We start from the raw sequence: 25,061 nt of genomic DNA on the forward strand, positions 1-25,061 counted from the left end.
ACTTTGTAAGCGTTAGTTCGCTTTTCTACGTCTTGCTAGCATGAAACATCCAGCGCCAAATAAAAGGGCGATTGAGGCGGGTTCATTTACGTTAATGGCACCAAATTGATAGTTGTTTATTTGGCCTGTTGGCGCAACGTAGGTTTCGCCATCGTCATTAATCAGTTCCTTGAACGGCGTTTCCAAACGATTAGCAATCACATTGCCATCTACGTGACCATTATAAAAACTTAGCTCTGCATATGGCGCTAATACACTACCTTTTACGCCTACACTGTGCAGGGTGAGATCTTTAGCATCAACGAAGTTAAACAAGATGTTGTTGGTATAAAGGCCATCATGACGTTGACCTTCATTGTTGTCATTATCTCTATACTGGCCATTTTCTCTGAAATATTCATTTTCCTGCGTAAACGCTGTATTAAAGAAGCCAGTGTTAAATAACTCAACTGATTTACCGTACACATTGATGATGTTGTAGCTGGTGGTTGAGAAATCGTAAACAATGCCTTTATCAGCAGCACTGAACCAACTAGCGTCAATATTGTAGATATTGATATCATCAGAGCCAGAGAAGGTGATGGTATTTAATACATCTTTGCTAGCGTCGGTACAAGCAACAGCTTGATCCGAATCGTTAGCGTCAGTGCACGACAATGTTGTTGTGCCATTCAGTGTCATTGAAGCAAACTTCTGAGACTGCGCTGTTACTTCGGCAGCAATAGCATTAAATTCAATATTGTTAACTTCAGCCTTACTCACTCTGCCTTGTTCAACAGATGTTGCTGTCGAACCGTTAATAGCGGTGTAATTGTTAGCGTCGTTAAGCGTTATGGCACCGTTAACCTCGCTGCTATCAAGTTCAACACTAGACTCAGCAAATACGTTTCCGCTTTCAACTTGGGAGCCGTATACGGCAGGGTTACTCACACTGTCGTAAACACTATTGGGCCCGCCAAGTTTCACAGTATTGGCGTGCACATCACCTGATACAACGTTTGAGTTACCTAGCTTGACATCACCTTTTGATGAGATACCGCCAGATTTCACCGTCGAATTGATGAGATTTACAGTCTGCTCGGCGTTAACCGCTTTATCGAATGAAAGTTCAGAGCCAAACACCATACCTGACACGGTAGTTGAACCACCGTGAACATCACCGCGCGTGAAATGAAGGTTACCGCCTACGGCAAGCGCAGACTCTGACATATCTGGTGATAACAACAAGCCAACATTGAAATCAGTTACGTCCATCTTACCGCCTACCGCTAACCTTCCTTCAACATCGGACGATTTGCCGGTAAAGCTGTCGAAAATGAATGCGTTATATTCAAACGCTTCACTTAATTCAATTTTGGCGGCAGACACCTGTGGTGCTGTCATCACTGCTGCAAGTACAGCGGTGTAGATTAATTTCTTGTGCATAATGGCTCCAGTGACATCCGAATCTGGAACCGAGCTTCAACATGGATTTTCCAGACACACCGAATACTACGATCTGAACAAAATTCATGCGATAGCACAAGAGATACTTTGGTATAAGGTCTTATACGAAAAAAGCCACCCGAAGGTGGCTTTTACTTAACTTGCGTTTGATTAATAAAGCGTTTAGCTGCTCTTTTTAACCAAAACAGATACTTTGTCGATACCAGCAATTTTGACTTGGTTCATTACTTCAACAACCGTTCCATGCTCGCTGTCTTCGTGAGCTTGGATTGCAGCTGAATCCGTGTTGTTTTCTGCAAGGTATGTTTGCGTGTTTGCAACCACACGACGAATATCGACCTCACGGCCACCCATCATGATAGTGCCATCGGCATCAATACGAATTGATAGCGCTTTAGAAGGCTTGTCGTTCTTCGCTTGATTATCTTCTGGACGGTTTACGTCTAAACCTTTCTCTTTCACGAACGAGGTCGTTACGATGAAGAAAATCAACATGATGAACACGATGTCCAACATGGGGGTCATATCAATCTGAGCCTCGTCTTCAGCCGAGGTATGCTTCTTTCTTTTCATCTCGTCTTCTTTCTTCTGTTACGTTCGAGCCATTTAGTATACTGCTTGTTACAAAAATATACAGACTTTTGTATAAAAACAGTGTGCTCATTAACACTTGTTGTTGAAAAAATACTCAGTTTCACGGTAATAAAACAACAAACTAGGTTTGTTTGCGTGAAATAGCGACACCTAATTGGTAAAAATACAACATCAATGCCTGATTGAGTGATGTACGCAAGTTACCATGAGGATAAATGCCAAGTCTAGCTTCCGTTGACTTTTTTGTGCCTTGCACCAAAAACGCATTTTTGATCTCGTGATCTTGAATGCAGGCCTCAAATGCACGGGCTGCCATCTCCTGAGGCATAGCATAATAATACATTTTTAGCGCGCGATCAGCTTCTACGGATCGCACAAAGTAATCATTTGGTCTTTTTTGATCATTTAGGAACAATAGCGAGAAACAATCGCTCAATTTTTGATTCAACGGATGAGGATTCATCGGGGCATTGTCAAGCCAGGCCTGTGTGGCAAAGCTACCGGCGGCAATACCGTCGAACATGCGCGGCGCAATATAATGATCGAAGGCGTGAAACCACTCGTGGGCAAGCGCTCCGGCTCCTGCGTTTTTTGCTAGCGCAAGCTGTCTTTTCGCACTGTTGTAGTGGGCACTACTGTGTTTTTGACCGCCACTGCCAAAAGCCAGTGACAGGGAGCCGTTTAACGACAACACCTGTTCATTGATATTTAAGATCGCCACCAGATCGTAAAGCGCATCGAAAAAGAGGTTGGCAGCGATCTGTTGTTCTTCTGCTGTTACCCATCTACCCACAGTGATCGTAGCGAAATTAAACAGCTTGCGAATATCTTGAAACGAAACATCAGCGCCGTCCCTGTGGCTTGGGCCGTTGCGATAAAACTGCTGATGAATACGGCCTTTACTTTCCAACACTGACATCCGAATTTTAATAGGCTTTAAGCCATCGAGACCAATAACTGTTCGCACCATGCTTCGATGCGTGCGTCAGTTTTGTCGTATTGGTTTTCATCGTCAAGAGACAGGCCAACAAACTGAGTTTTGTCTTCGGTTAACGCTTTTGAGGCGGTAAACTCGTATCCTTCGTTTGGCCAATAACCCACGATCTTACAGCCTGATGGCAATATTGCATCGTGAAGCATGCCTAGCGCATCTTGAAACCATTCACCGTAACCAAGTTGATCGCCAAGTCCGAATAAGGCGATGGTTTTCCCTGATAAATCCAAACCGTGCACTTCTTCCCAATGAGACTCCCAATCTTCTTGGAGCTCGCCAAAGTCCCACGTTGAAATACCAAAAATGATAATGTCGTATTCGGCCGTGCGCGTTAGGTTAACGTCTTTAATGTTGTGAAGATCAACAATATCTTCGTCGAAAAGGCTATTGAGCTGCGCTTGGATTTTTTCTGCTGCCATTTCGGTATAGCAGGTTGTTGAACCGTAAAATAATCCGATGGACAGTGCGCTATCACTCATTAGATACCTCTTTTGAACTAATCGTCTTTAGAAGCTGGGAATTCTACCTCTTTACCGTTGCTCAACAAAGCTTTGCACTGAACATCGGTGTTTTTCTGTGAAATTTTTAATACACCAATGGCGCAACCGTTGAATAATTCGCCATAGCCCAAACTTGGTTCTCTCGCTTTTACTGACATATTTCGACGTCTTGTGAAAAGGTTGAGGGGCGATTTGGAGCGATAAAGCACGCGGTTTAATCTATCTAACCATTTGATCAATCCATCAGGAAAGGCGTTTTTTAATCCGCTGCAGGTGAACTGGGTGATGTGAGGGCTGTTGCGCCTAAAGCGCAGGCGTACATCGTATACAAAGGAATAGTGCACATCGCCAGATAGAATGATGAAATCGGGGGGCGTTTTGTAATGCCTGAATATGTTTAATATAACGTTTGCAGTGCCTTTGTGGGCCATCCAGTTCTCAGCATCAACAGTAAGTGCCTTGCCAAAAAACGTAAACACCTTTTGAATGGCTTCGATAACCTTTACACCATAAATGGGAGCGGCAGAGACAACGATGACTGATTCTTTGCCGATTATAGAGTGCTGAAAATCACACAGTGCTTCCCAATCCATTAAGCCCGAGGGCTTGTTCATATTTGATTCGGAGCGCCAACGCTGCGTGCGGGTGTCTAAAACCTCAATAGGTGGTGTGGTATCTAAACGATAATGCCACTGATCAAAATCCAACAGATCATCAATGATTTCATCGTGAGAGTTTAAACCGCTTTCTCCCATTGATTCTTGTACTTTAGCAATTAATGGCGCTACTTTTTTTGGTGCATTTCCCCAGCCTTGGCAAAGCAAGTAGCCGATAAGCGCATTGCCGATCATGCGTTTTGATAAAGGGTTTCCATAGACTTCTTGTTCCCAGCCCCGGGTTAAGTTCCAGTCGTCGGTAACATCGTGATCGTCAAAGATCATATAGGTAGGAATGTGTGCCAGGGCTCTACGTACCTGCGGTAGCTGTTTTACAAAGCCGTTAAGCGCCTCGTGTTCTTTGTCGAAAATAGCAAGGTATTTTGGGGGGATCCCATCTTTATCTATATTGATATCAGCCCAAAGCGTGTCGGACCACACCAGTAAATACATAGCGATGATTTCCGCACTGCCAATCAAATGGTTTTGCGCGTTTACTGATGTGAATACCGGTTTTTTCTTAGCGCCAAAGAATATTGAAGACAGTACCGTATTGGTCGCAACTTGTGGAAGAAGCTGCTCTCGTTCGTAATACCCGTGTTCATGTGTGGCAAGTTCATTAGTGTTGGCTACTACTGCTCCCTCCAGTACTTCATGATAAAGACCTAAACGCTCAATCACGCTGTGTATGGCTTTAAGCATAGGACCTGCGACATCATCAGCGTAAATTTGATCGCCTGTCATCAATAGAAGATCGGGAAAATCATTTTGCTTTTTGAACGCATTTTCATGGAGTACATCTACTTGTGCTAGGGCATCATCACTTTGAAAGTGAGGCTTACGGCATGAGCCGTGCAATATGGTCTCGGGAGTCTCGGTGAAGTGGAAACATAAGGAAGACTGCCCATCGTAAAGAAGCCCGCGTTGTTCATCTTCCCATGAAGCCTGCTGAGCGTCGTCGCTAAAAGATAGCGAGTAACCTATCCGCACAGTATCTTCGAAGGGCTCTGACGAAGTGAAAGAGAGCAAGTGTATAAATGCGTACTTACCTACGCGTATGGTTTCGCGTTGACAATTGCCGCTGGCGACGACTTCATTTGCAGATAGATTTAGCGTAGGTGAATCGGCGTTACTGGTTACTACCCAAATATGACATTCTGTGGATGTCACCTTTCTTACTATTGGACCTGCAATAACTTGGGGCAAGTGCTGCGTAGAAATGACGCTCTCCTTCAATTTTGTCGATAATCAGTACACGTAAGCGTGTTAACTAAATATGCTGCACGTAAATTAAAAAACATGATGACAGCACGACTATTTATCGTCGCCTTATCATATATGTACTCAGCAAACCGGATGTCTATCGCATAACCTTACTCTTTTTTGTGAATGAACGGTATGCTCGATATACTCCCTTACAATTTTTTCAGTTTTACCTTTTGCTCTCGTCTTAATAAACGGAGAGAGGACTTCACACTATGCTAAAATATTTAACGAGTGCTGTGCTAACCACTTTACTGATTAGCGCCTGTAGCGAGCCGAAAGACGTTGTTATTACTCCTGAACCTCAAGACTTAACAGAAGTCACTGTGGGTCAATGGATCCTTGATGAAAAAGACAACGTTATGTTTGATCCTCAAACCTCAGGGTTAGTGGTGCTAGACGGTCAGCTTGTCACTATCGCAGATGCTAGCGCTGATACCACTCAACAGTTGAAATTTCACAGCATTTCACCAGATACCGTAACGCTGAGCGCATCGAGCGATCGCTTTTCATTCTCAAGAAACGTGCGGCGAAGCTGCTTCTATAGCTATTTAAGTGAGCAACCTGATTTAGAAGCGTTAGCCGTAGACCCCAGAGACGCCAATGTAATTTATACGGTTACCGAAGATGCTACCCGTACCGGCGCATTAAGCCCTCGTTGTGAAGCTAAATACGAGAATACGGGCTCAACAGATTACCCGACGCTATTGGTTAAACTAGAGCGAAAGGACAGTGGCATTGTTGAAATGTCGGATGTGCGCCCACTACAGTTTCCGCAAGAGTTCGAAGTAGGTAATTTTCCCAATGACGGCATTGAAGGGTTGACGATGGCTGAAGACGGCACGTTATATTTGGCGCTAGAGAAAGATAAAGCAGGACAGCCAAGAATTTTTACATTGGCTGTTGATGAAGACTTTTTCTCGTCGAATGATTTTGCCACAGTGAGCGAGCCTAACCTTCAACTTCCTTCGTTTACTTCAGGTAATCACCCTATCAATGGACTGGCGCTTTATACCCATTCAACCGGCGCATCCTATTTGTTTGGCGCAGCAAGAAACGACAATGAACTGTGGGTAATTGATGTGAATGGCAATAAGCCAACAAAGCGTATCCCTATTAAGTTTGACGTTGCCGGCGACCAGAATTGTGAACAGTACACAATGGATAATTCGTCGGTGGAAGGACTAGTGACCATTGAAAATACCTTGTGGATCATTAACGATCCTTGGGAGAAAAACTACCTTAAAAACGCGACGTGTGAAGCGCATAAGAAGCGTTATGAAGACTTAGCGCCTTTATTATTTCCACTAGAAATTAACAGCGTTTGGTTTGAATAATAAGAAAACGAATAGATTGAAAAACAAAAGGGTTGCTTTTAAGCAACCCTTTTTATTGTTGGCTAACGCTATTGATAGCGCGCTTAATATCGCTGTTTTATTTATGCGTCGCTGCGAAGTCGAGAAGCGAAGGTTTTTTTGAACTTCGCAAGTTTAGGCGCCACCACCATAGAGCAATATTGGTTTTGTGGATTATTTTTGAAGTAATCTTGGTGGTAGTCTTCGGCGTCGTAGTAGTTATTTACTGCTACTATTTCAGTCACTACGGGAACGGGCCAAATCTCTTCTTCTGTGATTTCTGCGATAATTTTTTCTGCTTCAGCTTTTTGTGTATCGTCGTGATAGAAAACCGCGCTGCGATACTGTGTGCCGACATCATTGCCCTGTCTGTTAAGCTGTGTAGGGTTATGCAGCGCAAAGAAAATTTCTAGTATCTCTCGGTAGCTAATGCTGTCGGCATCAAACGTTACTTGTACCACTTCAGCATGGCCAGTATTTCCTTTGCATACCTCTTCATAGGTTGGATCGGCCTTTTCGCCTCCAGCATAGCCAGAAATTGCTTTTTCCACGCCTTCAACGCTATTAAACGCTGATTCGATACACCAAAAGCATCCGCCTGCCAACGTGGCGACTTGTATATTTGCCATAGTAAAAACCTCTCTTAATCTTTGTCTGTAGTGTGGGTGCGGGTAGGTCACAACACAAGTCATCCAAGCGTGTTTTTTTATCGTATAAACGAATATTAAATAAGAATAATGTGCGAGCTAAGTGAAAGGTTTTAACATGTGAGGTTAACTGCTTTCTTTCAAGCAGTTTGCAACTGGTAAGAATGCGTATAAACGTGTTCAAAATTTGGCAGAGGTATTCAGTCGTGATTATTTTCTATGACGGGTATTGTCCGTTGTGTATCGCTGAAATGCGTCATTTAAGAAAAAGAGACAAGCACAACAAATTAACACTGGTAGATATTCAGGCCCCCGATTTTTCGAGCCGTTATCCAACCATGGATTGGCATGCACTCAATGCAAGAATTCACGGACTTCGTGAAGACGGGACGTTGATAACTGGCCTTGATGTCACTCATGAAGCATGGAAAGCCGTGGGCATGGGTTGGCTATATGCACCGCTTCGCTGGCCTGTTATTCGTCATGTGGCCGATGCTTTCTACAATGTATTCGCAAAGCATAGATACACCATTTCATACCTGTTAACAGGTAAAAAACGCCAGTGCGATCGCTGCATACCAGGAGAAGCCAGTGAAAAATAACGTACTCATAGTGGGCGCGTCGGGCGGTATTGCGTCTGCGCTTATTGAGCAATATAGCAGTGAAGGTGCTAGGGTGTTCGCGGTTAGTCGCGCCCTTTTATCTGACACCAATCATTCTGGAGATGTTACCTATCATCAGCTGGCCGAACAGGACGATAGGCACATTAGCGAATTTGTTGAACAGCTGGCTGAACAGCAGGTTGTGTTAACTACGGTAGTTATCACAACAGGCTTTCTACACCGCGAAAGCGATGGCATTCATCCTGAGAAACGTTTGGAAGATGTCAGCGAGCAGGCCTTAGCGGCTTATTTTTCGACTAACAGCATTATTCCCGCAATGTGGCTCAAGCATTTGGTGAATATTATGAGTAAAGAAGGCTCAACCCTTGTTTGCTTAAGCGCGAGAGTAGGGAGTATTTCAGATAATGGACTTGGCGGGTGGTACGGCTACCGCGCGTCGAAAGCGGCGCTCAACATGTTGGTTAAAACGGCGTCGGTAGAATACAAGCGCAGATTGAAAGACGTGATGCTTGTTTGTTATCACCCTGGGACGGTTGATACGGGGCTTTCTAAGCCTTTTCAAAAGAACGTCGCCGCCAAGAAACTGTTCACGCCTGAGTTTACCGCTAAACAGCTCATTCACCACCTTTCGGCGCTTAATCGAGACCAAGCCTGTCATTTTATCGACTGGAATGGCGAAGTGGTAACTTGGTGATACGGTCTAACATCATTTCAGCAAGTCCAACATCAAGACTTTTTATTTCACTGCTGTTACCATGCTATTTTTGGGAATGGTGCAGCGTATTGATAAGCCCATAGAGGTAGCAATACAACGCGTTGACGCCACACGTGAGTCATAACAACAAACGCCATCCTGATAATAAATAATACCAGTTCGCTCGGTTTGATTCTTACGAATAGCAAGTACCGACAACCAGATTAAATTGTGAGCACACGACGTGTTTGTGCATCACAAGGCATGATACGGCGAACTGCTATAACAATAACTCAACAAGAGGAAGGGATATGAGCGGGGCCAGAGAACAGTTCGGATCGCGCATAGGTTTTATTTTGGCAGCTGCAGGTTCTGCGGTAGGCATAGGTAATTTGGTAGGGTTTCCTGTCGGTGCAGCTAAAAATGGCGGTGGTGCATTTCTTTTAATGTACGCTATTTTCGTTTTTGCCATTTGTTTACCGGTAATGCTGGCGGAAATGTCAGTTGGTCGCCATGCTAAAAAAGACCCGCTTGGTGCATACAGTGATATAAGCGGTAATGAAAAGAAATGGAAAGTCGCGGGGTGGCTAGCTATTGCTACGCCGTTCATGATTGCCGTTTTCTACATGGTTATTACTGTGTGGCTTTTCGGCTATTTGTTTGAAGCAGTAAGCGGGAATCTAGACAAGTTAGCTAACCCAGAAACCTTTGGGCTGTTCATAAACTCAGAAGCCATCTTTGTATATATGGCGGCCGTTGTTGGTGTGGTCTACCTCATCCTTCAAGGCGGTGTAAAAGAAGGGATAGAAAAAGCGGCAAAGCTGCTCATGCCTGCGCTTTTCGTGATGCTAATCGGTCTCGTTATCTTCGTATTAACCCGCGAAAATGCGATGGCTGGTGTTGAATTCTATATCGTTCCTGAGTTTTCAAAAATCACTGCTGAAGTGGTGAATGGTGCGCTATCGCAGGCCTTTTTCTCTCTATCGTTGGGTATGGGTATTCTTATTACCTACGGTAGCTACATTGATAAGCGTGCAGATGTACCGAGCGCTGCCAAGCTGGTGGCGTTAACGGATACGGCCGTAGCGTTCACTGCGGGTTTGATGATCCTTCCTGCCATCTTCTCTTTTAACCCAGACATTAACCCTGATGATTTAAGTGAGTCGTCAGTGGGCATGATTTTTACTTACCTGCCTAGTATCTTTTTAGCGTTACAAGACTCGATTGGATATATGGGCGCATCGATTGTCGCTAGCTTGTTCTTCTTATTAGTGTTCTTTGCGGCCATTACGTCGCTAGTGTCTATTTTTGAAGTACCTGTTGCGGCGCTTATGGATGAAAAAGGTGTAAGCCGTAAATGGGCGCTTGGGTCGCTAGGAAGCATTATGATTTTGCTAGCCATCCTAAGTGCTTTGTCATTCGGTAAAGTTGATATGCTTACGTCGTTTATGCACTACGCTGGCGCAGATAAATCACTATTTGATGTCATTTACGATGTGTTCTACGACACGATTTTGCCTTTAAACGGCTTGCTAATTTGTTTGTTTGTTATTTATCGTTGGAAGAGTGCAAACTTCAATGCTTCTTTGGAAGAGGGCAGCAGTGGTTACAAAGGCAGCTGGTTTGAAAAGTACGTGGATATATCGCTGAAAACCTTTATTCCGCTTATTTTACTCGTGATTTTTGTAAACACGGTAGCGGTAAAATACTTCGGGTTGAGCCTATTCGGATAGTCAGGTTTTACAAGAAATGACGTGAGCTAGCAGCGAGCTCAACTTAAAAACGGCAAGCCTAAAGCTTGCCGTTTTTGTTTGTGTCAGAGTATGTATTTTCACTAAGTGTAAAGCCTAAAACATGCGATAGGGGTCACCGTACACTGGCGTTACATTTAGCCTTGCCCAGCTTTGTGCGGCGTCAATCACTTTGCCAGCAGGCTCAGCTTCAGTATCAGAAAAGTGCGGGGCATCAATGCCCATCGCTTGCGCGGCGTCCACATAGTAAATGCCGCGTTTAGGGTGAGACAAGCTACAAAGGTGTATAACATCGTTAAGCGGATTGTCACAAATGATGGTCGTCAAAGCAGATACAATGTCGTCCACATGTACAAGGTTTATTCGTTTGTTGCCTGCATCTAACTGTCTTCCACTTAACGAACGGGCGGGGTGACGGTCTGGGCCTACTAAACCGGCTAGACGAACAATACTGACATCAGCCTGTTTACGTTTAGACAGTAAATAGTTTTCAATAGCCACATGAGCGTTCGCTGACGCAGTTTTTGGGTTTGTGGCACTTTGTTCCGTAATGACTTTACTTGTGTCATCTCCATATACTGATGTGGTACTGATAAAAACAATATGCGCGACGCCTGCGCTAATTGCAGCATCAATAAGTTGCAGCATATTATCAGTAAATGACGCGAGATCTGTGTTTCTCCTACCAGGGGGAATATTTAGCAATAAGGTAGCGTTTGGTAGGTGGTTGCATAGCGCTGATGTATCATCGCCCAGTGCATATTCAATTGCGGTGATACCTTGTTCTTTTAACGCTAAGCGTTTCTGTTGGCTTCGAGTGGTGCCAACAATATTGACCTTGCCTGATAGTGCGTTGCCCACATAGCCAGCTAACCAGCCGTAGCCACTAATTACTACATTCTGAGTCATTGTTTTAATACCCCTTTGTTTAGGGCTTAAGAGTACATTAACTGTAGGGTGATTGTCGTTAACTGTAAAAATGAAAAACCGACTGGGTTACAGTCGGTTTTCTAAGGTGAGTGGTTAGAGTTGTAAATCGTTTCGCTCTGCGCGTTTAGTTCGCTAAATTCTCCAACTACATTTTCATTTCGTCGTTGTGGTCATGGTGGTTGTCTTGATCAATATCTAGCAGGTTCAAGTCATCTAGCCCTGATATAGATGCCTGTATTTTACCTTCGGCATAGTCGGCTTTTTTCAAGACTTTGCACAAAGCTTCGCCTTTTTCTTCCAGTGAAGCGGCTTGGCTTTCCAAGCGATATTCTAAATCTTCACCCCAGCGCTCCATCTTTTGCTCAAACTCAGACATATCACCGCCTTCCCACAACATTTGTGTCCCTACGGCAATAAGAATTCTTCCCATAGACTCACTGATTAAAGACTCAATTTGTGCCTCAAACTCTTGCTCCCAGCTTTCGTCAAACCAACCTGGCTCGTCGAATTTAGTTGAGTCTACGCGGATATTGCCCTCGTCATCATAAAAAGATGTGTTTAATTTGGTTTCTAGTGAGTTAAACAATTCATTGAAATCGTCACCCATTTGATCGCCACCCAACAGTTCAGTAAACACTTCAGTTACTGCCACGTTGGCAATTTGTAGCCCTTCACTGGCGATATTCAACGTCATAGGAATGGCGATATCAATGTTGTTGTAATATTCACTTACCCAGCGCTGTTGTTCGCTGTCAAGCGATACTGATTCACCGTTAATGGTCATATTGTGATGGGAGTCAATCATCATCACTGAGCCATTATCCATCTGAACCGTTAGGTCGCCTTGGTAATATTGAATATGACCATCAAGCTCCATGTCACAACTGTTGTTTTGAAAGCTGCTGTCATGCGCAAAAGCGTGGCCGCTCATTAAAGCACTGGTAAGGGCAACTGAAAGTAATAGTTTCTTAGACATTGTTCATTCCTTAATTTACGTGTGACGCGTTAACGAAAGTGCTCGAAGCAAACTGCAATGCGTTGTAGTGTCACTGTCAGATAGACGCTAACGATACTCGCTGTTATACCTAAGGTAGAGCAATGGCCTTGCCAATATTTAAAGTCTATATCTTTCAAATGGTTAGTGATATTTGATGATTTCTTTATGCTCTGCTAAATACACTATTTAGTGAGATTACCAACTAATTAGTAGTTTTGACTAAGATCAATTAATACCAATAGCGGTACATTTAAGCCAATCCAAGCATGGTTAAATCTTATTTATTGGTGCATAATACCGCCAATATTTTTAAGGGGTTATCACAATGGCTGATTGGATTAATGCAATTATGTTTGGTGTTGCGCTAATTGCCTTTACGCTAGGGCTAAGCAGCATCGTTATGGGTTTTATGACTGCTAAAGCAGGTGCTGAAGGTATGCAGGAAAAAATCGAGTACGGTTTTTTTGGCGTTACTGGTTTAGTACTTTGCTTACTGATGGCCTACGCATTGGCTTAAGCGATAAGCATTAAAAAAACCGGCTATCTCAGCCGGTTTTTTTTCGTCTTGAACTAGTCTTTATTCATCACTGCCTTATCGATTAGGTTCGCTCTTCTCCTGAGCATCCTCAAGCGCATTGTCGCTTTCAGGACTGTTTCTATAAGCGCTTTGTTCGCGATGGGCAAGCAGCGACAAATGTCCATCACGTTGATAAGCGCGTAAATCGAACAAATCCAGCATAGCCATAACGTGGTCGAAAATATCCGCCTGTACTTTTTCGTACCTCACCCATTCCTTTTGTGCACTAAAGCAGTAAATTTCTAAAGGTAGACCAAGTTCATTAGGCGGTAGTTGCCTAACCATTAGGGTCAGTTCTTGGTTTATATCCGGGTGCTTGCGCAAGTATGCCTCTAAATAAGCTCTAAAAGTGCCGATGTTGGTAAGGCGACGGCTGTTTAGCAGATCCGACTCATCAATGGAGTAATCTCGGTGATAAGCGCGGAGCTCATTTTTCTTCTTATCGATATATTCGTTGATATAGCGAATTTTCGAAAAGCGCTCTAGCATATCGTTGTCACAAAGCTTAATAGAGTGCACATCAATATAAATGGCGCGCTTAATTCTGCGTCCGCCAGACTCTTGCATACCGCGCCAGTTCTTAACTGCTTCTGTAGTAAGGCTGTAAGTCGGCAGCGTAGAAATGGTTTTATCCCAGTTCTGTACTTTGACGTTGGTAAGGCCTATCTCGAGTATTTCACCATCTACTTCATACTTAGGCATGGCAATCCAGTCGCCTGTATTAAACATGCGGTTAGCGGCTATTTGAATGCCGGCAACAAAGCCTAGAATGGTGTCTCTAAATATCAATAATAAAACAGCGGCAATGGCGGTTAAGCCAGAAACAATAAGCAGCGGGCTTCTATCTACAATCAATGAAATACTTAACAGTATGGTGACAATAGCAAACGCTAACTTAGTAACTTGAATGAAGCCTGTTATTGGTGCGCGCCGTGAAAGCACAGATGCATTATATACGTCCTCTACTGTGCTCAGCATGGCATACAGGGCCAACAACCCGCTATACAGCATGTACAGTTGAGCACTTTTAATCACCATTCCGTGCATTACTGCTTCGTTATCAATAAGTACCGGGGTGGCAATATAAATAAAGAGAGCGGGGAAGAGGTGCATTAAGCGTCTGAAGAAGCCATGTTCTTGCAGCGCGTTATCCCACTTATTGTTCGATTTATACACCCAGTTAGCAATTTGAGGGCGCACTAACAAGCGCGCTATAATGTAAATAAGTGCGGCAACGAACAAAATAGACCCCAGTGCAATTACACTGTAAAGCGGATCTTCGGTGGTTAAATTTGGAAAAATGTCTTTTACCGAATGTATGAAGTGATCGCGTACTGAAGCACTGACTTCCATTATTTACGACTCCAACAGTTTCTTAATGCGGTTATCTTTATTTTCCCATAGACCATTTAACCAGTTTTGAAAATAAAGACGAAACTCAGATTCAGTGCGTTCTGATTCTTGTTGCAGTTCAGGTACAGGAGTTACGTTCACGTCGATGACGATTTTAGTCATTTGACCACTTAGCATTGCCATCATAGGGTGACGTCTATTTTCAGGGTAAAGCAGCGAGATATCTAACACATTAGTAAAGAGCTCACCCATAGCAGACAGCGTGAAAGAGACCCCACCGGCTTTTGGTTGAAGTAGATTTTCGTACGGACTTTGCTTAGACAGGTGTTTTTGCGTAGTAAAGCGGGTTCCTTCAACAAAGTTAATTACGGTAGTCGGAACCGTTCGGAACTTCTCACAATACGCTTTAGTGGTCTCTAAATCTTTACCTTTTTTGTCTGGGTGTTTTTCTAAATAGGCACGGGTGTATCTATGCATGAATGGCATATCAAGAGCCCATGCCCCAAGCCCTACAAAGGGTAACCAGATAAGCTCTTTTTTAAGGAAGAATTTTGGTGCTGGAATGCGGTGTGTGGCGAACTCGATGAGCAGAATAATATCTAAATAACTCAGATGGTTGGCGATAATCAAATACCAACTATTCTTTGAAAGCTCACCGTGAACCGAACATTCAATATCAATCTTATTGAATAACCTAATTAGAAGCACACTTATACGCCCAAAGCTAAACATTAGGGCATGCATAACCTTGTTCCACGCAGTTCTGACCTTTCCATTTGGTAACAAAAGTTTGACCAAACCTAGGACAATAATAAGACCGCCCCATAGGGCGAGATTAAGAATTTGCAGCGTGGTGTGCAAAACAAAAATAAAGGGCGCGAGTACTACACGAATCATAATGGTTTCTGAGTTGCGTTAAGTGAATCTAATAATTGATCTTTGGCGTGCCATTGCTCATTGAGCCATGCTTGAAAACGGGCACGAACTTGCGGGTCGTCAAAATAACTGTCGTTAAAAATGCCATTTTCCATAATGTCTTTAATAGGCATAACCTTAATATTTACGCGAATGTCCCGTACCTTGCCGCTTACAAAGTCCCAGTAAGATGGAACACCGTTCGGGTAGTCTATGGTTACATCAATAAGCTTATGCAAATGCTCTCCCATAGCCGATAGAACAAAAGCGACGCCGCCGGCCTTTGGTTTTAGTAAGTGATTGAAAGGCGATGCTTGCTTGTCGTGCTTTGCTTGCGTGTAACGCGTGCCTTCAACAAAATTCATTATGCTTACTGGCTTATTACGGAACTTTTCACACGCTTTGCGCGTGGTTTCCATATCTTTCCCTTTTAAATGTGGGTTCTTAGCCAGGAATGATTTTGAATAACGGCGCATAAATGGAAAGTCCAGCGCCCACCAAGTAAGGCCTAGTATTGGCACATAGATTAGTTCTTTTTTTAGGAAAAACTTCAGAAAAGGAATCTTTCGATTAAAAACACGTTGAAGAACGAGGATATCGACCCAAGATTGGTGATTAGCAACAACGAGGTACCAGTCATCTCGAGTAAGTTTTTCAAGTCCGTTAACTTGCCACTTGGTACGCCCGCTTATGCGTTGATTAAGGTTATTAACACTAATCCACGCAGTGGCACATGCATCGAGCAAATAGGAGATGAAGCGACGCCATGGGGCAAAAGGGATTAACTTAAAAATCGCTAGTATGAATATAGGCGTTGACCACAAAACTGTATTCAGGAAATAGCAGATAACCGAAATAGTGCCAACAATATGATGCAACAGGGCTTTTACCATTGTACTTACCTCAAAAATTAGGCGCTTAGTGTAAACGAACTTGATCTAAAATCCGATAGAGCCTTTACTGATTCCACAATAAAGGTACAAATTAATGAATTTAAGGAGCTGAAATGGAGCTTATTGGCGAAAATAAAGCATTTGGGGGACAGCACTTGCGCTATACCCACAAAGCGGAATCCACTCAATGCGATATGACTTTCGCAATTTTTCTCCCCCCATTTGCCTCTAACGAAAAACCGGTGCCGGTATTATATTGGCTATCAGGGTTAACCTGTACTGATCAAAACTTTATGCAGAAAGCGGGGGCAATGAAGCTTGCAGCAGAATTGGGTATGGCCATTGTTGCACCGGATACTTCTCCTCGTGGTGATGGTGTACCAGACGATGAAGAAGGGTCTTACGATTTCGGTCTAGGAGCTGGCTTTTATGTAGACGCAACTCAAGCTCCGTGGGACAAACACTACAACATGTATAGCTACATTGTTGATGAACTGCCAGCGCTTATCGAAAGCGAATTCCCCGTAACTAAAGAGCGTGCGATTAGCGGGCATTCAATGGGCGGGCATGGCGCGCTCGTCATTGGTATGCGAAACCCCAATAAATTTGTATCGGTATCGGCATTTAGCCCTATATCAAATCCATCAGATTGTCCTTGGGGGGAGAAAGCTTTAGGGCGTTACTTGGGGGAAGACAAGACAACGTGGAAAGATTACGACGCATCTCTGCTATTAGCGAGCAAAAACCATAGCGTGCCGTTGTTGGTTGAGCAGGGGACAAAGGATGAGTTTTTGCACGAACAGCTAAAGCCTCAGTCTCTGGTTCATGCTGCGCAGCAATCAGATACGCAGCTTACGCTGAATATGCATGAAGGTTACGATCATAGTTACTTCTTCATTGCATCATTTATTGAAGAACATTTGGAGTTTCATGCTGGGCATATGGGCTTAATATAAGCCAATAAGGTGAATCAAACAGCCGGAAGACATTCCGGCTGTTTGTATCGTTTTAATCAAAAGGCCCAAGTTACTTAAACTTATGTGCTTGTGAGATGAATTCATCAATTGCAACGGGTCGCTGATATAAATACCCTTGCCCGTATGTGCAATGATGGCTCTGTAAAAATTGCTGCTGCTGTTGCGTCTCAATGCCTTCGGCAATAATCTTAATATTCAAATTGCTTGCTAGCCCAAGAATAGCTTGCACAATTGCCTGGTCGTCGGTGTTATTTTCAAGTTCACTTACAAAAGAGCGGTCGATCTTAAGTTCATCAATTGGCAACTTTTTTAGATAAACAAGTGAACTAAAGCCCGTCCCGAAATCGTCAATCGACACGGTTATACCCATAGCTCTTAGCTCATTGAGCAAAACAGATACGGTGTCTAAGCTATCAACAAACACACTCTCTGTTAATTCTATAGACAGGTTTGAACCGAGAATTTGGTGATCCTCTAACGCATTTTTGATCTGTGTAAGCAGCGCCAAATCAGATACCTGACGGCCTGATATATTGATAGCCAACCTGATATCTAAATTGGATGCTTTCAGCGCCTCAATAACACTACATGCTTCGTTAATAAGCCATTCACCGAAGGGGAATATCAGCTCACTTTTTTCTGCTAGTGGGATAAATACTTCCGGAGAAATAAACTTTCCTTCAGGTGTTATCCATCTTGCTAGCGCTTCACATTTTACTAATTTCCCAGAAGATAGGTCGACAATGGGCTGCAAAAATAATTTTAGCTCATTATTCTCAATGGCACATCGAAGCTCTGATTCAAGTTCGTTAATTGCATGATGCTGTTTATGTAGTTCGTCACTATATGCAAGCGCGATATTTCTGCCCTGATATTTAGCCGCTTGAAGTGCTATATCGGCACATTGCAGCAGCGTTTCGATAGAAGAGCAGTGCTTAGGAAAACTTGCTTGGCCAATATTTACGCCTAGATTTGGCTCACTACCGTTAAGTACGGTGTAGGTTTGTGTTACTTTATTCAGTAACTGATGTACAAAGTCAGCGCTAGAAACATCTTTAAAGGTGTCTAGTCGTTTTACAAGCGCGAACTCGTTACTGCCGATCCTTGCAATAAACCCGCTGTTACCTTTGAGGGCCTGCAGGCGTAATGCAAATGATTTTAAGATCTCGTCTCCAGATTGATAGCTGAGGACTTCGTTTATTTTCTTAAAGCCGCAAATATCAATAATAAACAAGGTAAAGGGAGTGTCTTCTTGGACCAGTCGCCTAACCGTATCGATAAACAAATTCCGATTGGCAACCTTTGTTAACGAGTCCATGCCGCTAGCAGTAAGTATACTTTTTTCTTTGCTGTGTATGTGCGTGATGTCGGTAAATAAGTAAACCCAGTGAGTAAGTTCGTCACTATGAAGTACCGGGTGAATAGTTACCTGAAGCCACACTTTATAATCATCTGCTGGTTGCCAGTATATCTCGCCCTGCCACGGCGCTTTTCGTTGAATTAACGCAGGCAGGAAAGTCGACGGAGCATCAATATCTTTTATTAATTCACCGATACGAATAGAACTTGGGGTAGTGCTATTGCAAAGCAGCAGTCTGTGAGAAGCTTTGTTGTCGAGAATTAACGCGCCCTCGCTATCTAAAATAACAACGCCAGTTTCTATATTATGAATAGCTTGCTGAATGGGCGGCACTAACTTTTGCAAGCGGGTATTCTTGCGCAGTACACTATTTAATCTATGCCTAATATATTCGTGCTGCCCTACAATTTCATGGTGGCTAAGCAGTAATTCTCTAGCAGCTTGCAGCGTTTGTTGCTTTTCGTCGAACTGCTCTTCAACGTTCTTCACTACAAGATAGCGAGAGCCTGATGCGCTATTTATAGCCAAGGCTTCAAGACGCAAAACTTCACTTTCGGTCTGCTCGGTCCAAAAACCTGAAGAAAGTGTAAGCGAGGTGTCGCCTTTCCATACCTCTTCAACGTCAAGAAAGAAGTCGTCTAAAAAAATAGAGGGAATGTACTTTCTTTGCAGTTTGTTGTTGTCAAGCGAAACCACGTCTACTAACCATGGAAGTTCCGGTGTTAAACACGTGATGTCATCTTCGGGGTTATATTTAAACAACGCACAGTTAGTTATGCCCAACGCGTTTAACAAATGGATATCCATGCCATTCTCCTACCAAAACGCTATTGCACTGAACAACTTTTCTACGTTTTCACCGGTTTTCGCACTTGTTTTGGTAAGTGAAGTAAACCTCTGTGCGTAGTTATTTAACTCTTCCTCACTCCAATGCCAGCTTGTAGGAAGATCGGTTTTATTCACAACAAAAAATGCGGGAATGTCGGGATAATGCTCTCTGGCAAGGTCGAGAATTTCTATTCCCTCAAGTAAAGATTGAGAGCGAGTCTGGTCAACCACGATAATATAGGCACTAGCTCCACGAAGGTAGCGGGGGTTAAAGCCACAGTATCTATCGATGCCTTCTAAATCCCACAGCAGAAGCTGAACGCCTCGGCCTTCTTTATTGACTTGTTTTTTGTCAATTTTAACGCCTATGGTCGTTTTGTACTTTTCAGAGAAGATACCTTCAACGAATTGCTTTACCAGGCTTGTTTTGCCAACACCCGTGGGCCCTAGAATACAAACTTTTTTCTGTATCACCGCATAGCTTCCTTACTATTGCTCACTGGATATTAAAACATTCAACATAACTGAACGCCCCATTGATGCTTTCTGCAATGGTAGCTCTCCTAAGCTTACGGGTATAAGAATATCACTTTCTATGCCTAGTGAAATTAATGAATTCACAACATTCTCTGCTCTTTTTTGGCTCAAAGCGCGGTTGCGGGCGCTTGACCCTGAATTGTCGCTGGCACCCATCACAACAATACTAACAACAGTACTTGTCTTGTCTGCAAGCGTTAATAATTGTTTTATGTCGTTTGCCAGCGCTTCTAGTTTTGCTAACTGTACTTCAGAAAGCACCTCTTGGTTAGTAGCAAAAAGTACACTTTGTGAAGAAACCTTGTTAACTAGCCGATTTAACGCAGCTTTTTGAAGCACTGCATCATCGACTTCATAAGCCGCTTGTACATTAAGTGTATCTGTATCAACCGTAATCCCTGAAATACCCGGAATCGCGCCTATTTGCTTAGTTAGGTTGATTGCCGTGGGAGTAAACACTGTGCCCGATATCACAAAGCGACCACTATTATCTTTTTCAATTGAAATGCTTTCTGATTCGCTGAGTGGGTAACCCACAACAAGACTTTCAAGTTTGCGTTCGACCACCCCGGGTTTTAAAGAGACAAATGGCTCTTCAATAATGGTGATCTTGTCAGCATCAATGTCGTTGTCATTAAGCCATTTTTCGATGTTTGTAGCTACGGGATCTCGGAGTACTTTAGCGTATACGTTCCCATTAGACACGTATGTGTCTGTCACTATAATACCTGGTGGAGGAGTAAGCTCATGCAAATCACTTTTTAAAATACTGAGTGACAAGCGCATAAAAGACAGTACAGCAAGTGCAGCAAAAATTACAACTAGCACTGCAGCGCCTATTACACGTTTTGACTTTTTACCTTCGCCTTCCTTTTTCTCACTGACCAAGCAATCTGAAAGAATAGTCTCACAACCCTCAAACGGGGCGTTGTCACCGTCGTAATGAAGTAAAGGTTGTTGATAAAATTGATGAAACTCTTCCAAAGTCTGTTGCAATTTTCCGCGTACCTCGGGCGGTATGCTCCCAGTTACAGCAGCGACAAGCAGTGCTTGAGGCCCTATTTTAATCAGTAGCGTAAAATCTTCTGTTTTTATCTCACCCAGCTCGTTGTCAGACTCGGTAGCGGTGACGCCAAACGCATCAGCAACGAAGTCATTGATAGCCACTAACATCGATGAAATCAGGTCGGCATCTTTCTCTTTCTCAGGGTCTGATGAAATACTATGGAGTAGGGTGCCGGTTTCTCGATGTATGACAAGAAGTTGCTGAACTTGGTACTGATAAATTTGCGATGCAACGTATTCGGAATATCTAACTCCTGATTGCCACGCTTTAAAACGCCACGATACACTTTTAGGGCTGAAGCTATTTTCAATTAGCGCGTTTGTGCGCTCGACAAATTCGACAAGAAATGAAGACACCGCCTTTCTTACCAGCGTACCGACTAATGGGTAAAGTGTGCCGACGATTTTTTCGCTATTGGCTTCTATAGAACGGTGCAGCGACTTTTCAACAAGGGGAACTAATACCTTATTTACCGAGCCATCTTTTGTTTCTCGATCAAACAGCGCTTCGGAGACAACATTAGTCACAATGCCTTTAGCATCGCGCTGCAATTTATCCTGAATGAACTTGTCATCCCGTCCGATGAGCAGCTCTCTGACTTTCTCAAGAGAGTTGTCCTGCAATTCAGACGGCGGCACTTTGTCACTCATTAATTAATGGTCGGTAGCGAGATTGGTTGCCATGGTTGAAAGTAAGTTTGCCAGTGTTTTTCTGTCGGTTTTACTTTCTGAAAGCTCGCTAGTAACCTGCTGTAGCTTTTCTAACAACTCTTGATGACGTTTGCTAAATAGGTTGTCTAGTGATTCTAGTTCTTTCACAACATGAGCTTCTAGCGCGTCGTTATCGTTTTTAGCAGCTGTTTCAGCAATCTCTAACTCGCTTTGCAGTTTGTCAGTCGTGTGCTGAAGCTGTTCTTGCACGTTACTATGGTTGTCATTGGCACTGGCTAGCTGGTTTGAAAGTTCAGTGATCTGCTGGTCGATAAGCTTACGTATGTCATTGAACTGGTCATCAAGGTGTGCGTTTAATCTAGTGAAACTATCGTTTACTCGTGACTCTAAGGCAGATAGATCTGCCCGAAAAGCACGGTTTGTTTGACCGAATAATATTTCTCTAAGTTGTGCAAGCTCATCAGCGGGTTGAGGAGCGCTTTCTGTTTTAGAAACGTCTTGCGCGTGCTGATCCTTCGGCTTCATGTCCGCCATAAAATGTCTCCGGGAGGTGCAGTGTTTAGGGTTTTATAAACCTACATACTGCTATCACATTTTTGTTTGTGCTAATAATTTTGATTATTGCTTTATACAATAGCGGCTAATCGCTAACTTTGAAATACGCAAAAAGCATAATAGTGGCGAATACCTATAAAAACTCCTCAATCAAAAACAACTTCTTTTCAGTAAGTTAACCTATTCATGATTGTCAATTAAAGATATGGCAAATCAGGCTGTTTTTATGAGGGGCGATTAAGTCTCTTAAATAATAGAAAGCGACATTGTTTTTTTATTGAACATAGGTACTATACGCCGCTCTCGTCTAAGCGAGGTCTAAAGGTACCAATTGTTTCTGAGGTTATTGTCGTGTCTATCACCCCATTAAATCGTAAATTCTCCGTCGCTCCAATGCTGGATTGGACGGACCGCCATTGTCGCTACTTTTTACGATTAATGTCTAAACATACGCTGCTTTATACTGAAATGGTAACAACGGGCGCGATCATTTACGGTAAAGGCGATTACCTTGGTTACAACCAAGAGGAGCATCCAGTAGCCGTTCAGCTAGGCGGAAGTGATCCGTCTGATATGGCCAAGTGTGCCGAGCTGTCTCAAGAGCGCGGTTACGATGAAGTTAACATTAATGTAGGCTGCCCAAGTGATAGAGTTAAAAACGGCAGTTTCGGAGCGTGTTTGATGGCGCAACCTGAAGTGGTAGCTAGCTGCGTCAAGGCTATGCAGGCTGCGGTAGATATTCCAGTAACAGTAAAATGCCGTATTGGTATCGACGATATGGATGAAGATGAAGACTTTACTCGTTTTATCGATATAGTGGCAGACGCAGGGTGTGACACCTTTATTGTTCATGCCAGAAAAGCGTGGCTACAAGGTTTAAGCCCTAAAGAAAATCGTGAAATTCCGCCTTTGAATTATCCTAGGGTTCACAGACTAAAACAGGCGCGCCCTGAATTATCAATTAGCATTAACGGTGGTATAAAAACACTCGCTGAAACCCAGCAGCAGCTAGAGAGCGTTGACGGTGTTATGGTTGGCCGCGAGGTTTACGCAAACCCCTATATCATGTCTACCGTAGATAAAGATATATTTGGTGATGTTAATGCACATAGCCTGTCACGTCGTGAGATAGTGCTTCAAATGCAGCAATATATTGAGCGCCAAGACGACCCGTATTTTAAACCCTGGCATACAGCACGGCATATTTTAGGCCTTTATCAAGGGCAGGCGGGTGGACGTATTTGGCGTAGATACTTAAGCCAAAATGGTACAGGCAAAAATCCAGATCCCAACCTACTGCTAAATGCGTTAGACGCAGTTGAAAGTGCCCAAAAAGAAGTGGCAGCTTACAATAGTCAAAAAGACTAACGACTTAGTACTTTTGACCAAAGTTTAATATTTGTTCAATTTTTAAAAGCTCGCAGTCTCGCGAGATTTTTTGTTTATTTTTAATTTAATCAGTAATTTAAGTGATTTTTAAGGAGTTGGCACACCTCTCGCTATCCTTTAGATATCGCAACGACAGCGTGTGGTTGCACTGACTAAATTTAGAGGGATATCATGAAAACTTCACTAATCGCAGCAACTTTATTGACAGCAAGCATGGCAAGTGGCGTAGCAAACGCAGAAGAGTCAGTGCTTCAAACGTTTTTGACGCATGTAGTTTCAAATGCAGTAAGCACAACTACACAAGAAATAAAGGCTGATGTATACCAAGCCGTTGCGAATGCAACATACCACTTTGAACTCAGCCCGCAAGAAGGGCATGGAAGAGGTAAGGTCAGTGTGACTGATTTAGTTGCTACTACTTCATCTGATGGTAGTGCGACAGAAGATGACGCTGACTAATTTGATATTAGTATCTAGCAAAAGCGCCGAAAGGCGCTTTTTTTGTGTGTGTATCACAGTGATTTTAACATTAAAGGCGCAATAAATAGGTGTGGTCAATTTAACAATTTGATTGGTTAAATACGCTAAAAAATTGTATTTGGTTGCTTGGTGAGCAGTTGGAAATCCCTGTAATTAAATTAAAATATATTAAAAACAGTGACTTAAATAAATGGCATGGTCATTGTAATACGTTAAGTGTTGAGGAGAACTCAGTCAGCGGTAACCAGCAGCGTGTGAACTTAAGAATAAATGCTGGAAACCACAACACTATTTTTAACGGAGAAAGAATTATGGGTATGTTTTCACGCATTAACGATATTGTTCAAGCAAACATCAACGCAATGTTAGATAAAGCGGAAGAGCCTGAAAAAATCATTCGTTTGATTATTCAAGAAATGGAAGAAACCCTAGTTGAGGTTCGCACGGACGCGGCGCGCTTTATTGCTCAGCAGAAAACCTTAGCGCGTCATATCGCAGCAGCAAACAAGGAAGTAGAGGGGTGGCAACAAAAAGCGCAAATTGCAATGAACAACGATAAAGAGTCATTAGCGAAAGCGGCGCTTATAGAGAAGCAGAAGTATGTCTCGAAACTTGACTCTCTTAAAGAGCAAGAAGCGCAACTTGCAGAAAGTATCGAAAAAATTCAAGGCGATACTGCAAGGTTGAACAGTAAATTAGCAGAAGCCAAAGCTAAGCAAAAAACCTTAGTTCAGCGCAAAAATTCAGCGCAAACACGCTTGAAGGTGAAGCAGGCTGACCACGAAGGAAAAATTGACGATGCAATGATGCGTTTTGAAAGCTACGAACAGCGTATTGACCATCTTGAAGCGCAAGTGGATGCATATGACTTAACGAAGTCTAATGAAGCAACGTCATTACAAGCTGAGTTCGACGCAATGGAAGCAGACGAAGCGATTGAAAAGGAACTGGCAGAACTTAAGAAGAAAAAGGTCGCTTAAGCGACCTTGGCTACCGCCAGCCTATATTGT

General features: G+C 43.1%; 24 protein-coding genes. 9 read left to right on the forward strand and 15 right to left on the reverse strand.

Translation table 11 applies throughout. The annotated features are described in order from the left end of the window. Positions 1–12 precede the first annotated feature (12 nt). From ACXAGV_RS18240 to ACXAGV_RS18260, 5 genes are all read right to left on the reverse strand, one after another. Positions 13–1,425, reverse strand: a complete 1,413-nt coding sequence (locus ACXAGV_RS18240) for a collagen-binding domain-containing protein (protein ID WP_474874451.1) — start codon at positions 1,423–1,425, stop codon at positions 13–15. A 183-nt stretch (positions 1,426–1,608) separates the two neighbouring features. Then, a complete protein-coding gene (locus tag ACXAGV_RS18245) occupies positions 1,609–2,019 on the reverse strand; it encodes an ExbD/TolR family protein (protein ID WP_014950746.1) in 411 nt (136 codons plus the stop codon). Positions 2,020–2,161: 142 nt separating this feature from the next. Further along, positions 2,162–2,950 carry a CLCA_X family protein gene (locus tag ACXAGV_RS18250; protein ID WP_474874484.1) on the reverse strand — a complete coding sequence of 263 codons (789 nt, stop codon included), beginning with the start codon at positions 2,948–2,950 and terminating at the stop codon, positions 2,162–2,164. A 26-nt stretch (positions 2,951–2,976) separates the two neighbouring features. Beyond that, positions 2,977–3,513: a flavodoxin FldB gene (gene fldB, locus ACXAGV_RS18255; RefSeq protein ID WP_014950744.1), complete on the reverse strand. Its 537-nt coding sequence runs from the start codon at positions 3,511–3,513 to the stop codon at positions 2,977–2,979. 17 nt (positions 3,514–3,530) lie between these two features. Continuing rightward, positions 3,531–5,396 carry a metallophosphoesterase family protein gene (locus ACXAGV_RS18260; RefSeq protein ID WP_474874452.1) on the reverse strand — a complete coding sequence of 622 codons (1,866 nt, stop codon included), beginning with the start codon at positions 5,394–5,396 and terminating at the stop codon, positions 3,531–3,533. Between the two features lie 272 nt (positions 5,397–5,668). Here ACXAGV_RS18260 and ACXAGV_RS18265 point away from each other — a divergent pair, with 272 nt between their 5' ends. Continuing rightward, positions 5,669–6,790 carry a hypothetical protein gene (locus tag ACXAGV_RS18265; RefSeq protein WP_474874453.1) on the forward strand — a complete coding sequence of 374 codons (1,122 nt, stop codon included), beginning with the start codon at positions 5,669–5,671 and terminating at the stop codon, positions 6,788–6,790. A 101-nt stretch (positions 6,791–6,891) separates the two neighbouring features. Here ACXAGV_RS18265 and msrA read toward each other — a convergent pair whose 3' ends face one another. After that, positions 6,892–7,437, reverse strand: coding sequence for a peptide-methionine (S)-S-oxide reductase MsrA (gene msrA, locus ACXAGV_RS18270; protein WP_474874454.1), 546 nt, complete (start codon positions 7,435–7,437; stop codon positions 6,892–6,894). A 224-nt stretch (positions 7,438–7,661) separates the two neighbouring features. Between msrA and ACXAGV_RS18275 the strand changes: the two genes are divergently transcribed. The 3 genes from ACXAGV_RS18275 to ACXAGV_RS18285 all read left to right on the forward strand — a co-directional run bounded on the left by ACXAGV_RS18275 (position 7,662) and on the right by ACXAGV_RS18285 (position 10,505). Then, positions 7,662–8,057, forward strand: a complete 396-nt coding sequence (locus ACXAGV_RS18275; protein ID WP_081099448.1) for a thiol-disulfide oxidoreductase DCC family protein — start codon at positions 7,662–7,664, stop codon at positions 8,055–8,057. Beyond that, entirely contained in the window at positions 8,047–8,772 is a 726-nt protein-coding gene (locus ACXAGV_RS18280) for an SDR family NAD(P)-dependent oxidoreductase (protein WP_435786958.1), read from the forward strand. The genes ACXAGV_RS18275 and ACXAGV_RS18280 overlap by 11 nt, the downstream gene beginning before the upstream one ends. Positions 8,773–9,083: 311 nt before the next feature. Next, a complete protein-coding gene (locus ACXAGV_RS18285) occupies positions 9,084–10,505 on the forward strand; it encodes a sodium-dependent transporter (RefSeq protein ID WP_039216347.1) in 1,422 nt (473 codons plus the stop codon). A gap of 114 nt (positions 10,506–10,619) precedes the next feature. On the opposite strand, the gene ACXAGV_RS18290 is transcribed toward ACXAGV_RS18285, so the two are convergent. Then, positions 10,620–11,432, reverse strand: coding sequence for an NAD-dependent epimerase/dehydratase family protein (locus tag ACXAGV_RS18290; RefSeq protein WP_474874455.1), 813 nt, complete (start codon positions 11,430–11,432; stop codon positions 10,620–10,622). Between the two features lie 166 nt (positions 11,433–11,598). Further along, positions 11,599–12,429, reverse strand: a complete 831-nt coding sequence (locus ACXAGV_RS18295) for a DUF2884 family protein (protein ID WP_474874456.1) — start codon at positions 12,427–12,429, stop codon at positions 11,599–11,601. Positions 12,430–12,775: 346 nt separating this feature from the next. On the opposite strand from ACXAGV_RS18295, the gene ACXAGV_RS18300 reads away from it, so the two are divergent. Continuing rightward, positions 12,776–12,967: a hypothetical protein gene (locus ACXAGV_RS18300; RefSeq protein WP_014950735.1), complete on the forward strand. Its 192-nt coding sequence runs from the start codon at positions 12,776–12,778 to the stop codon at positions 12,965–12,967. Between the two features lie 75 nt (positions 12,968–13,042). On the opposite strand, the gene ACXAGV_RS18305 is transcribed toward ACXAGV_RS18300, so the two are convergent. Genes ACXAGV_RS18305 through ACXAGV_RS18315 form a run of 3 tightly spaced genes read right to left on the reverse strand, consistent with a single transcriptional unit; the run spans position 13,043 to position 16,188 of the window. Next, positions 13,043–14,380 (reverse strand): mechanosensitive ion channel family protein, encoded by a 1,338-nt coding sequence (locus tag ACXAGV_RS18305; RefSeq protein WP_474874457.1) that lies wholly within the window; start codon positions 14,378–14,380, stop codon positions 13,043–13,045. Positions 14,381–14,383: 3 nt separating this feature from the next. Further along, positions 14,384–15,277 carry an acyltransferase gene (locus tag ACXAGV_RS18310; protein ID WP_474874458.1) on the reverse strand — a complete coding sequence of 298 codons (894 nt, stop codon included), beginning with the start codon at positions 15,275–15,277 and terminating at the stop codon, positions 14,384–14,386. Then, complete coding sequence (locus ACXAGV_RS18315; RefSeq protein ID WP_474874459.1) at positions 15,274–16,188, reverse strand: acyltransferase; 915 nt, start codon at positions 16,186–16,188, stop codon at positions 15,274–15,276. Before ACXAGV_RS18315 ends, ACXAGV_RS18310 begins: the two co-directional genes overlap by 4 nt. 113 nt (positions 16,189–16,301) lie before the next feature. Between ACXAGV_RS18315 and fghA the strand changes: the two genes are divergently transcribed. Beyond that, the gene (gene fghA, locus ACXAGV_RS18320) at positions 16,302–17,144 is read left to right on the forward strand and encodes an S-formylglutathione hydrolase (RefSeq protein WP_474874460.1); all 843 of its coding nucleotides are present in this window, start codon (positions 16,302–16,304) and stop codon (positions 17,142–17,144) included. A gap of 70 nt (positions 17,145–17,214) precedes the next feature. On the opposite strand, the gene ACXAGV_RS18325 is transcribed toward fghA, so the two are convergent. From ACXAGV_RS18325 to ACXAGV_RS18340, 4 genes are read right to left on the reverse strand one after another with little or no spacing between them, the layout of a single operon-like run. Further along, positions 17,215–19,332 (reverse strand): putative bifunctional diguanylate cyclase/phosphodiesterase, encoded by a 2,118-nt coding sequence (locus ACXAGV_RS18325; protein ID WP_474874461.1) that lies wholly within the window; start codon positions 19,330–19,332, stop codon positions 17,215–17,217. A gap of 9 nt (positions 19,333–19,341) precedes the next feature. Next, the gene (locus ACXAGV_RS18330; protein ID WP_474874462.1) at positions 19,342–19,827 is read right to left on the reverse strand and encodes a Rab family GTPase; all 486 of its coding nucleotides are present in this window, start codon (positions 19,825–19,827) and stop codon (positions 19,342–19,344) included. Positions 19,828–19,842: 15 nt separating this feature from the next. After that, positions 19,843–21,606, reverse strand: a complete 1,764-nt coding sequence (locus ACXAGV_RS18335) for an OmpA family protein (RefSeq protein WP_474874463.1) — start codon at positions 21,604–21,606, stop codon at positions 19,843–19,845. A gap of 3 nt (positions 21,607–21,609) precedes the next feature. After that, complete coding sequence (locus tag ACXAGV_RS18340; RefSeq protein ID WP_474874464.1) at positions 21,610–22,161, reverse strand: hypothetical protein; 552 nt, start codon at positions 22,159–22,161, stop codon at positions 21,610–21,612. Positions 22,162–22,533: 372 nt separating this feature from the next. On the opposite strand from ACXAGV_RS18340, the gene dusA reads away from it, so the two are divergent. The 3 genes from dusA (at position 22,534) to pspA (ending at position 25,031) form a co-directional block, all read left to right on the forward strand. Next, the gene (gene dusA / locus ACXAGV_RS18345) at positions 22,534–23,550 is read left to right on the forward strand and encodes a tRNA dihydrouridine(20/20a) synthase DusA (protein WP_474874465.1); all 1,017 of its coding nucleotides are present in this window, start codon (positions 22,534–22,536) and stop codon (positions 23,548–23,550) included. A gap of 192 nt (positions 23,551–23,742) precedes the next feature. After that, complete coding sequence (locus tag ACXAGV_RS18350; protein ID WP_474874466.1) at positions 23,743–24,030, forward strand: hypothetical protein; 288 nt, start codon at positions 23,743–23,745, stop codon at positions 24,028–24,030. Positions 24,031–24,362: 332 nt separating this feature from the next. Beyond that, positions 24,363–25,031 carry a phage shock protein PspA gene (pspA, locus tag ACXAGV_RS18355; protein ID WP_474874467.1) on the forward strand — a complete coding sequence of 223 codons (669 nt, stop codon included), beginning with the start codon at positions 24,363–24,365 and terminating at the stop codon, positions 25,029–25,031. Positions 25,032–25,061 lie beyond the last annotated feature (30 nt).

The sequence above is a fragment of the Alteromonas sp. ABH4_453 genome, from assembly GCF_056160665.1.

Bases quoted from the DNA above. Each gene is read 5' to 3' on its own strand.
- ACXAGV_RS18315 (WP_474874459.1), bottom strand. From the start codon at position 16,188: ATGGTAAAAGCCCTGTTGCATCATATTGTTGGCACTATTTCGGTTATC.
- ACXAGV_RS18335 (WP_474874463.1), bottom strand. From the start codon at position 21,606: ATGAGTGACAAAGTGCCGCCGTCTGAATTGCAGGACAACTCTCTTGAG.
- ACXAGV_RS18245 (WP_014950746.1), bottom strand. From the start codon at position 2,019: ATGAAAAGAAAGAAGCATACCTCGGCTGAAGACGAGGCTCAGATTGAT.
- ACXAGV_RS18300 (WP_014950735.1), top strand. From the start codon at position 12,776: ATGGCTGATTGGATTAATGCAATTATGTTTGGTGTTGCGCTAATTGCC.
- fldB (WP_014950744.1), bottom strand. From the start codon at position 3,513: ATGAGTGATAGCGCACTGTCCATCGGATTATTTTACGGTTCAACAACC.
- ACXAGV_RS18305 (WP_474874457.1), bottom strand. From the start codon at position 14,380: ATGGAAGTCAGTGCTTCAGTACGCGATCACTTCATACATTCGGTAAAA.
- ACXAGV_RS18325 (WP_474874461.1), bottom strand. From the start codon at position 19,332: ATGGATATCCATTTGTTAAACGCGTTGGGCATAACTAACTGTGCGTTG.
- msrA (WP_474874454.1), bottom strand. From the start codon at position 7,437: ATGGCAAATATACAAGTCGCCACGTTGGCAGGCGGATGCTTTTGGTGT.
- ACXAGV_RS18265 (WP_474874453.1), top strand. From the start codon at position 5,669: ATGCTAAAATATTTAACGAGTGCTGTGCTAACCACTTTACTGATTAGC.
- ACXAGV_RS18340 (WP_474874464.1), bottom strand. From the start codon at position 22,161: ATGGCGGACATGAAGCCGAAGGATCAGCACGCGCAAGACGTTTCTAAA.
- ACXAGV_RS18290 (WP_474874455.1), bottom strand. From the start codon at position 11,432: ATGACTCAGAATGTAGTAATTAGTGGCTACGGCTGGTTAGCTGGCTAT.
- ACXAGV_RS18285 (WP_039216347.1), top strand. From the start codon at position 9,084: ATGAGCGGGGCCAGAGAACAGTTCGGATCGCGCATAGGTTTTATTTTG.
- pspA (WP_474874467.1), top strand. From the start codon at position 24,363: ATGGGTATGTTTTCACGCATTAACGATATTGTTCAAGCAAACATCAAC.
- ACXAGV_RS18240 (WP_474874451.1), bottom strand. From the start codon at position 1,425: ATGCACAAGAAATTAATCTACACCGCTGTACTTGCAGCAGTGATGACA.
- ACXAGV_RS18350 (WP_474874466.1), top strand. From the start codon at position 23,743: ATGAAAACTTCACTAATCGCAGCAACTTTATTGACAGCAAGCATGGCA.
- ACXAGV_RS18295 (WP_474874456.1), bottom strand. From the start codon at position 12,429: ATGTCTAAGAAACTATTACTTTCAGTTGCCCTTACCAGTGCTTTAATG.
- ACXAGV_RS18310 (WP_474874458.1), bottom strand. From the start codon at position 15,277: ATGATTCGTGTAGTACTCGCGCCCTTTATTTTTGTTTTGCACACCACG.
- fghA (WP_474874460.1), top strand. From the start codon at position 16,302: ATGGAGCTTATTGGCGAAAATAAAGCATTTGGGGGACAGCACTTGCGC.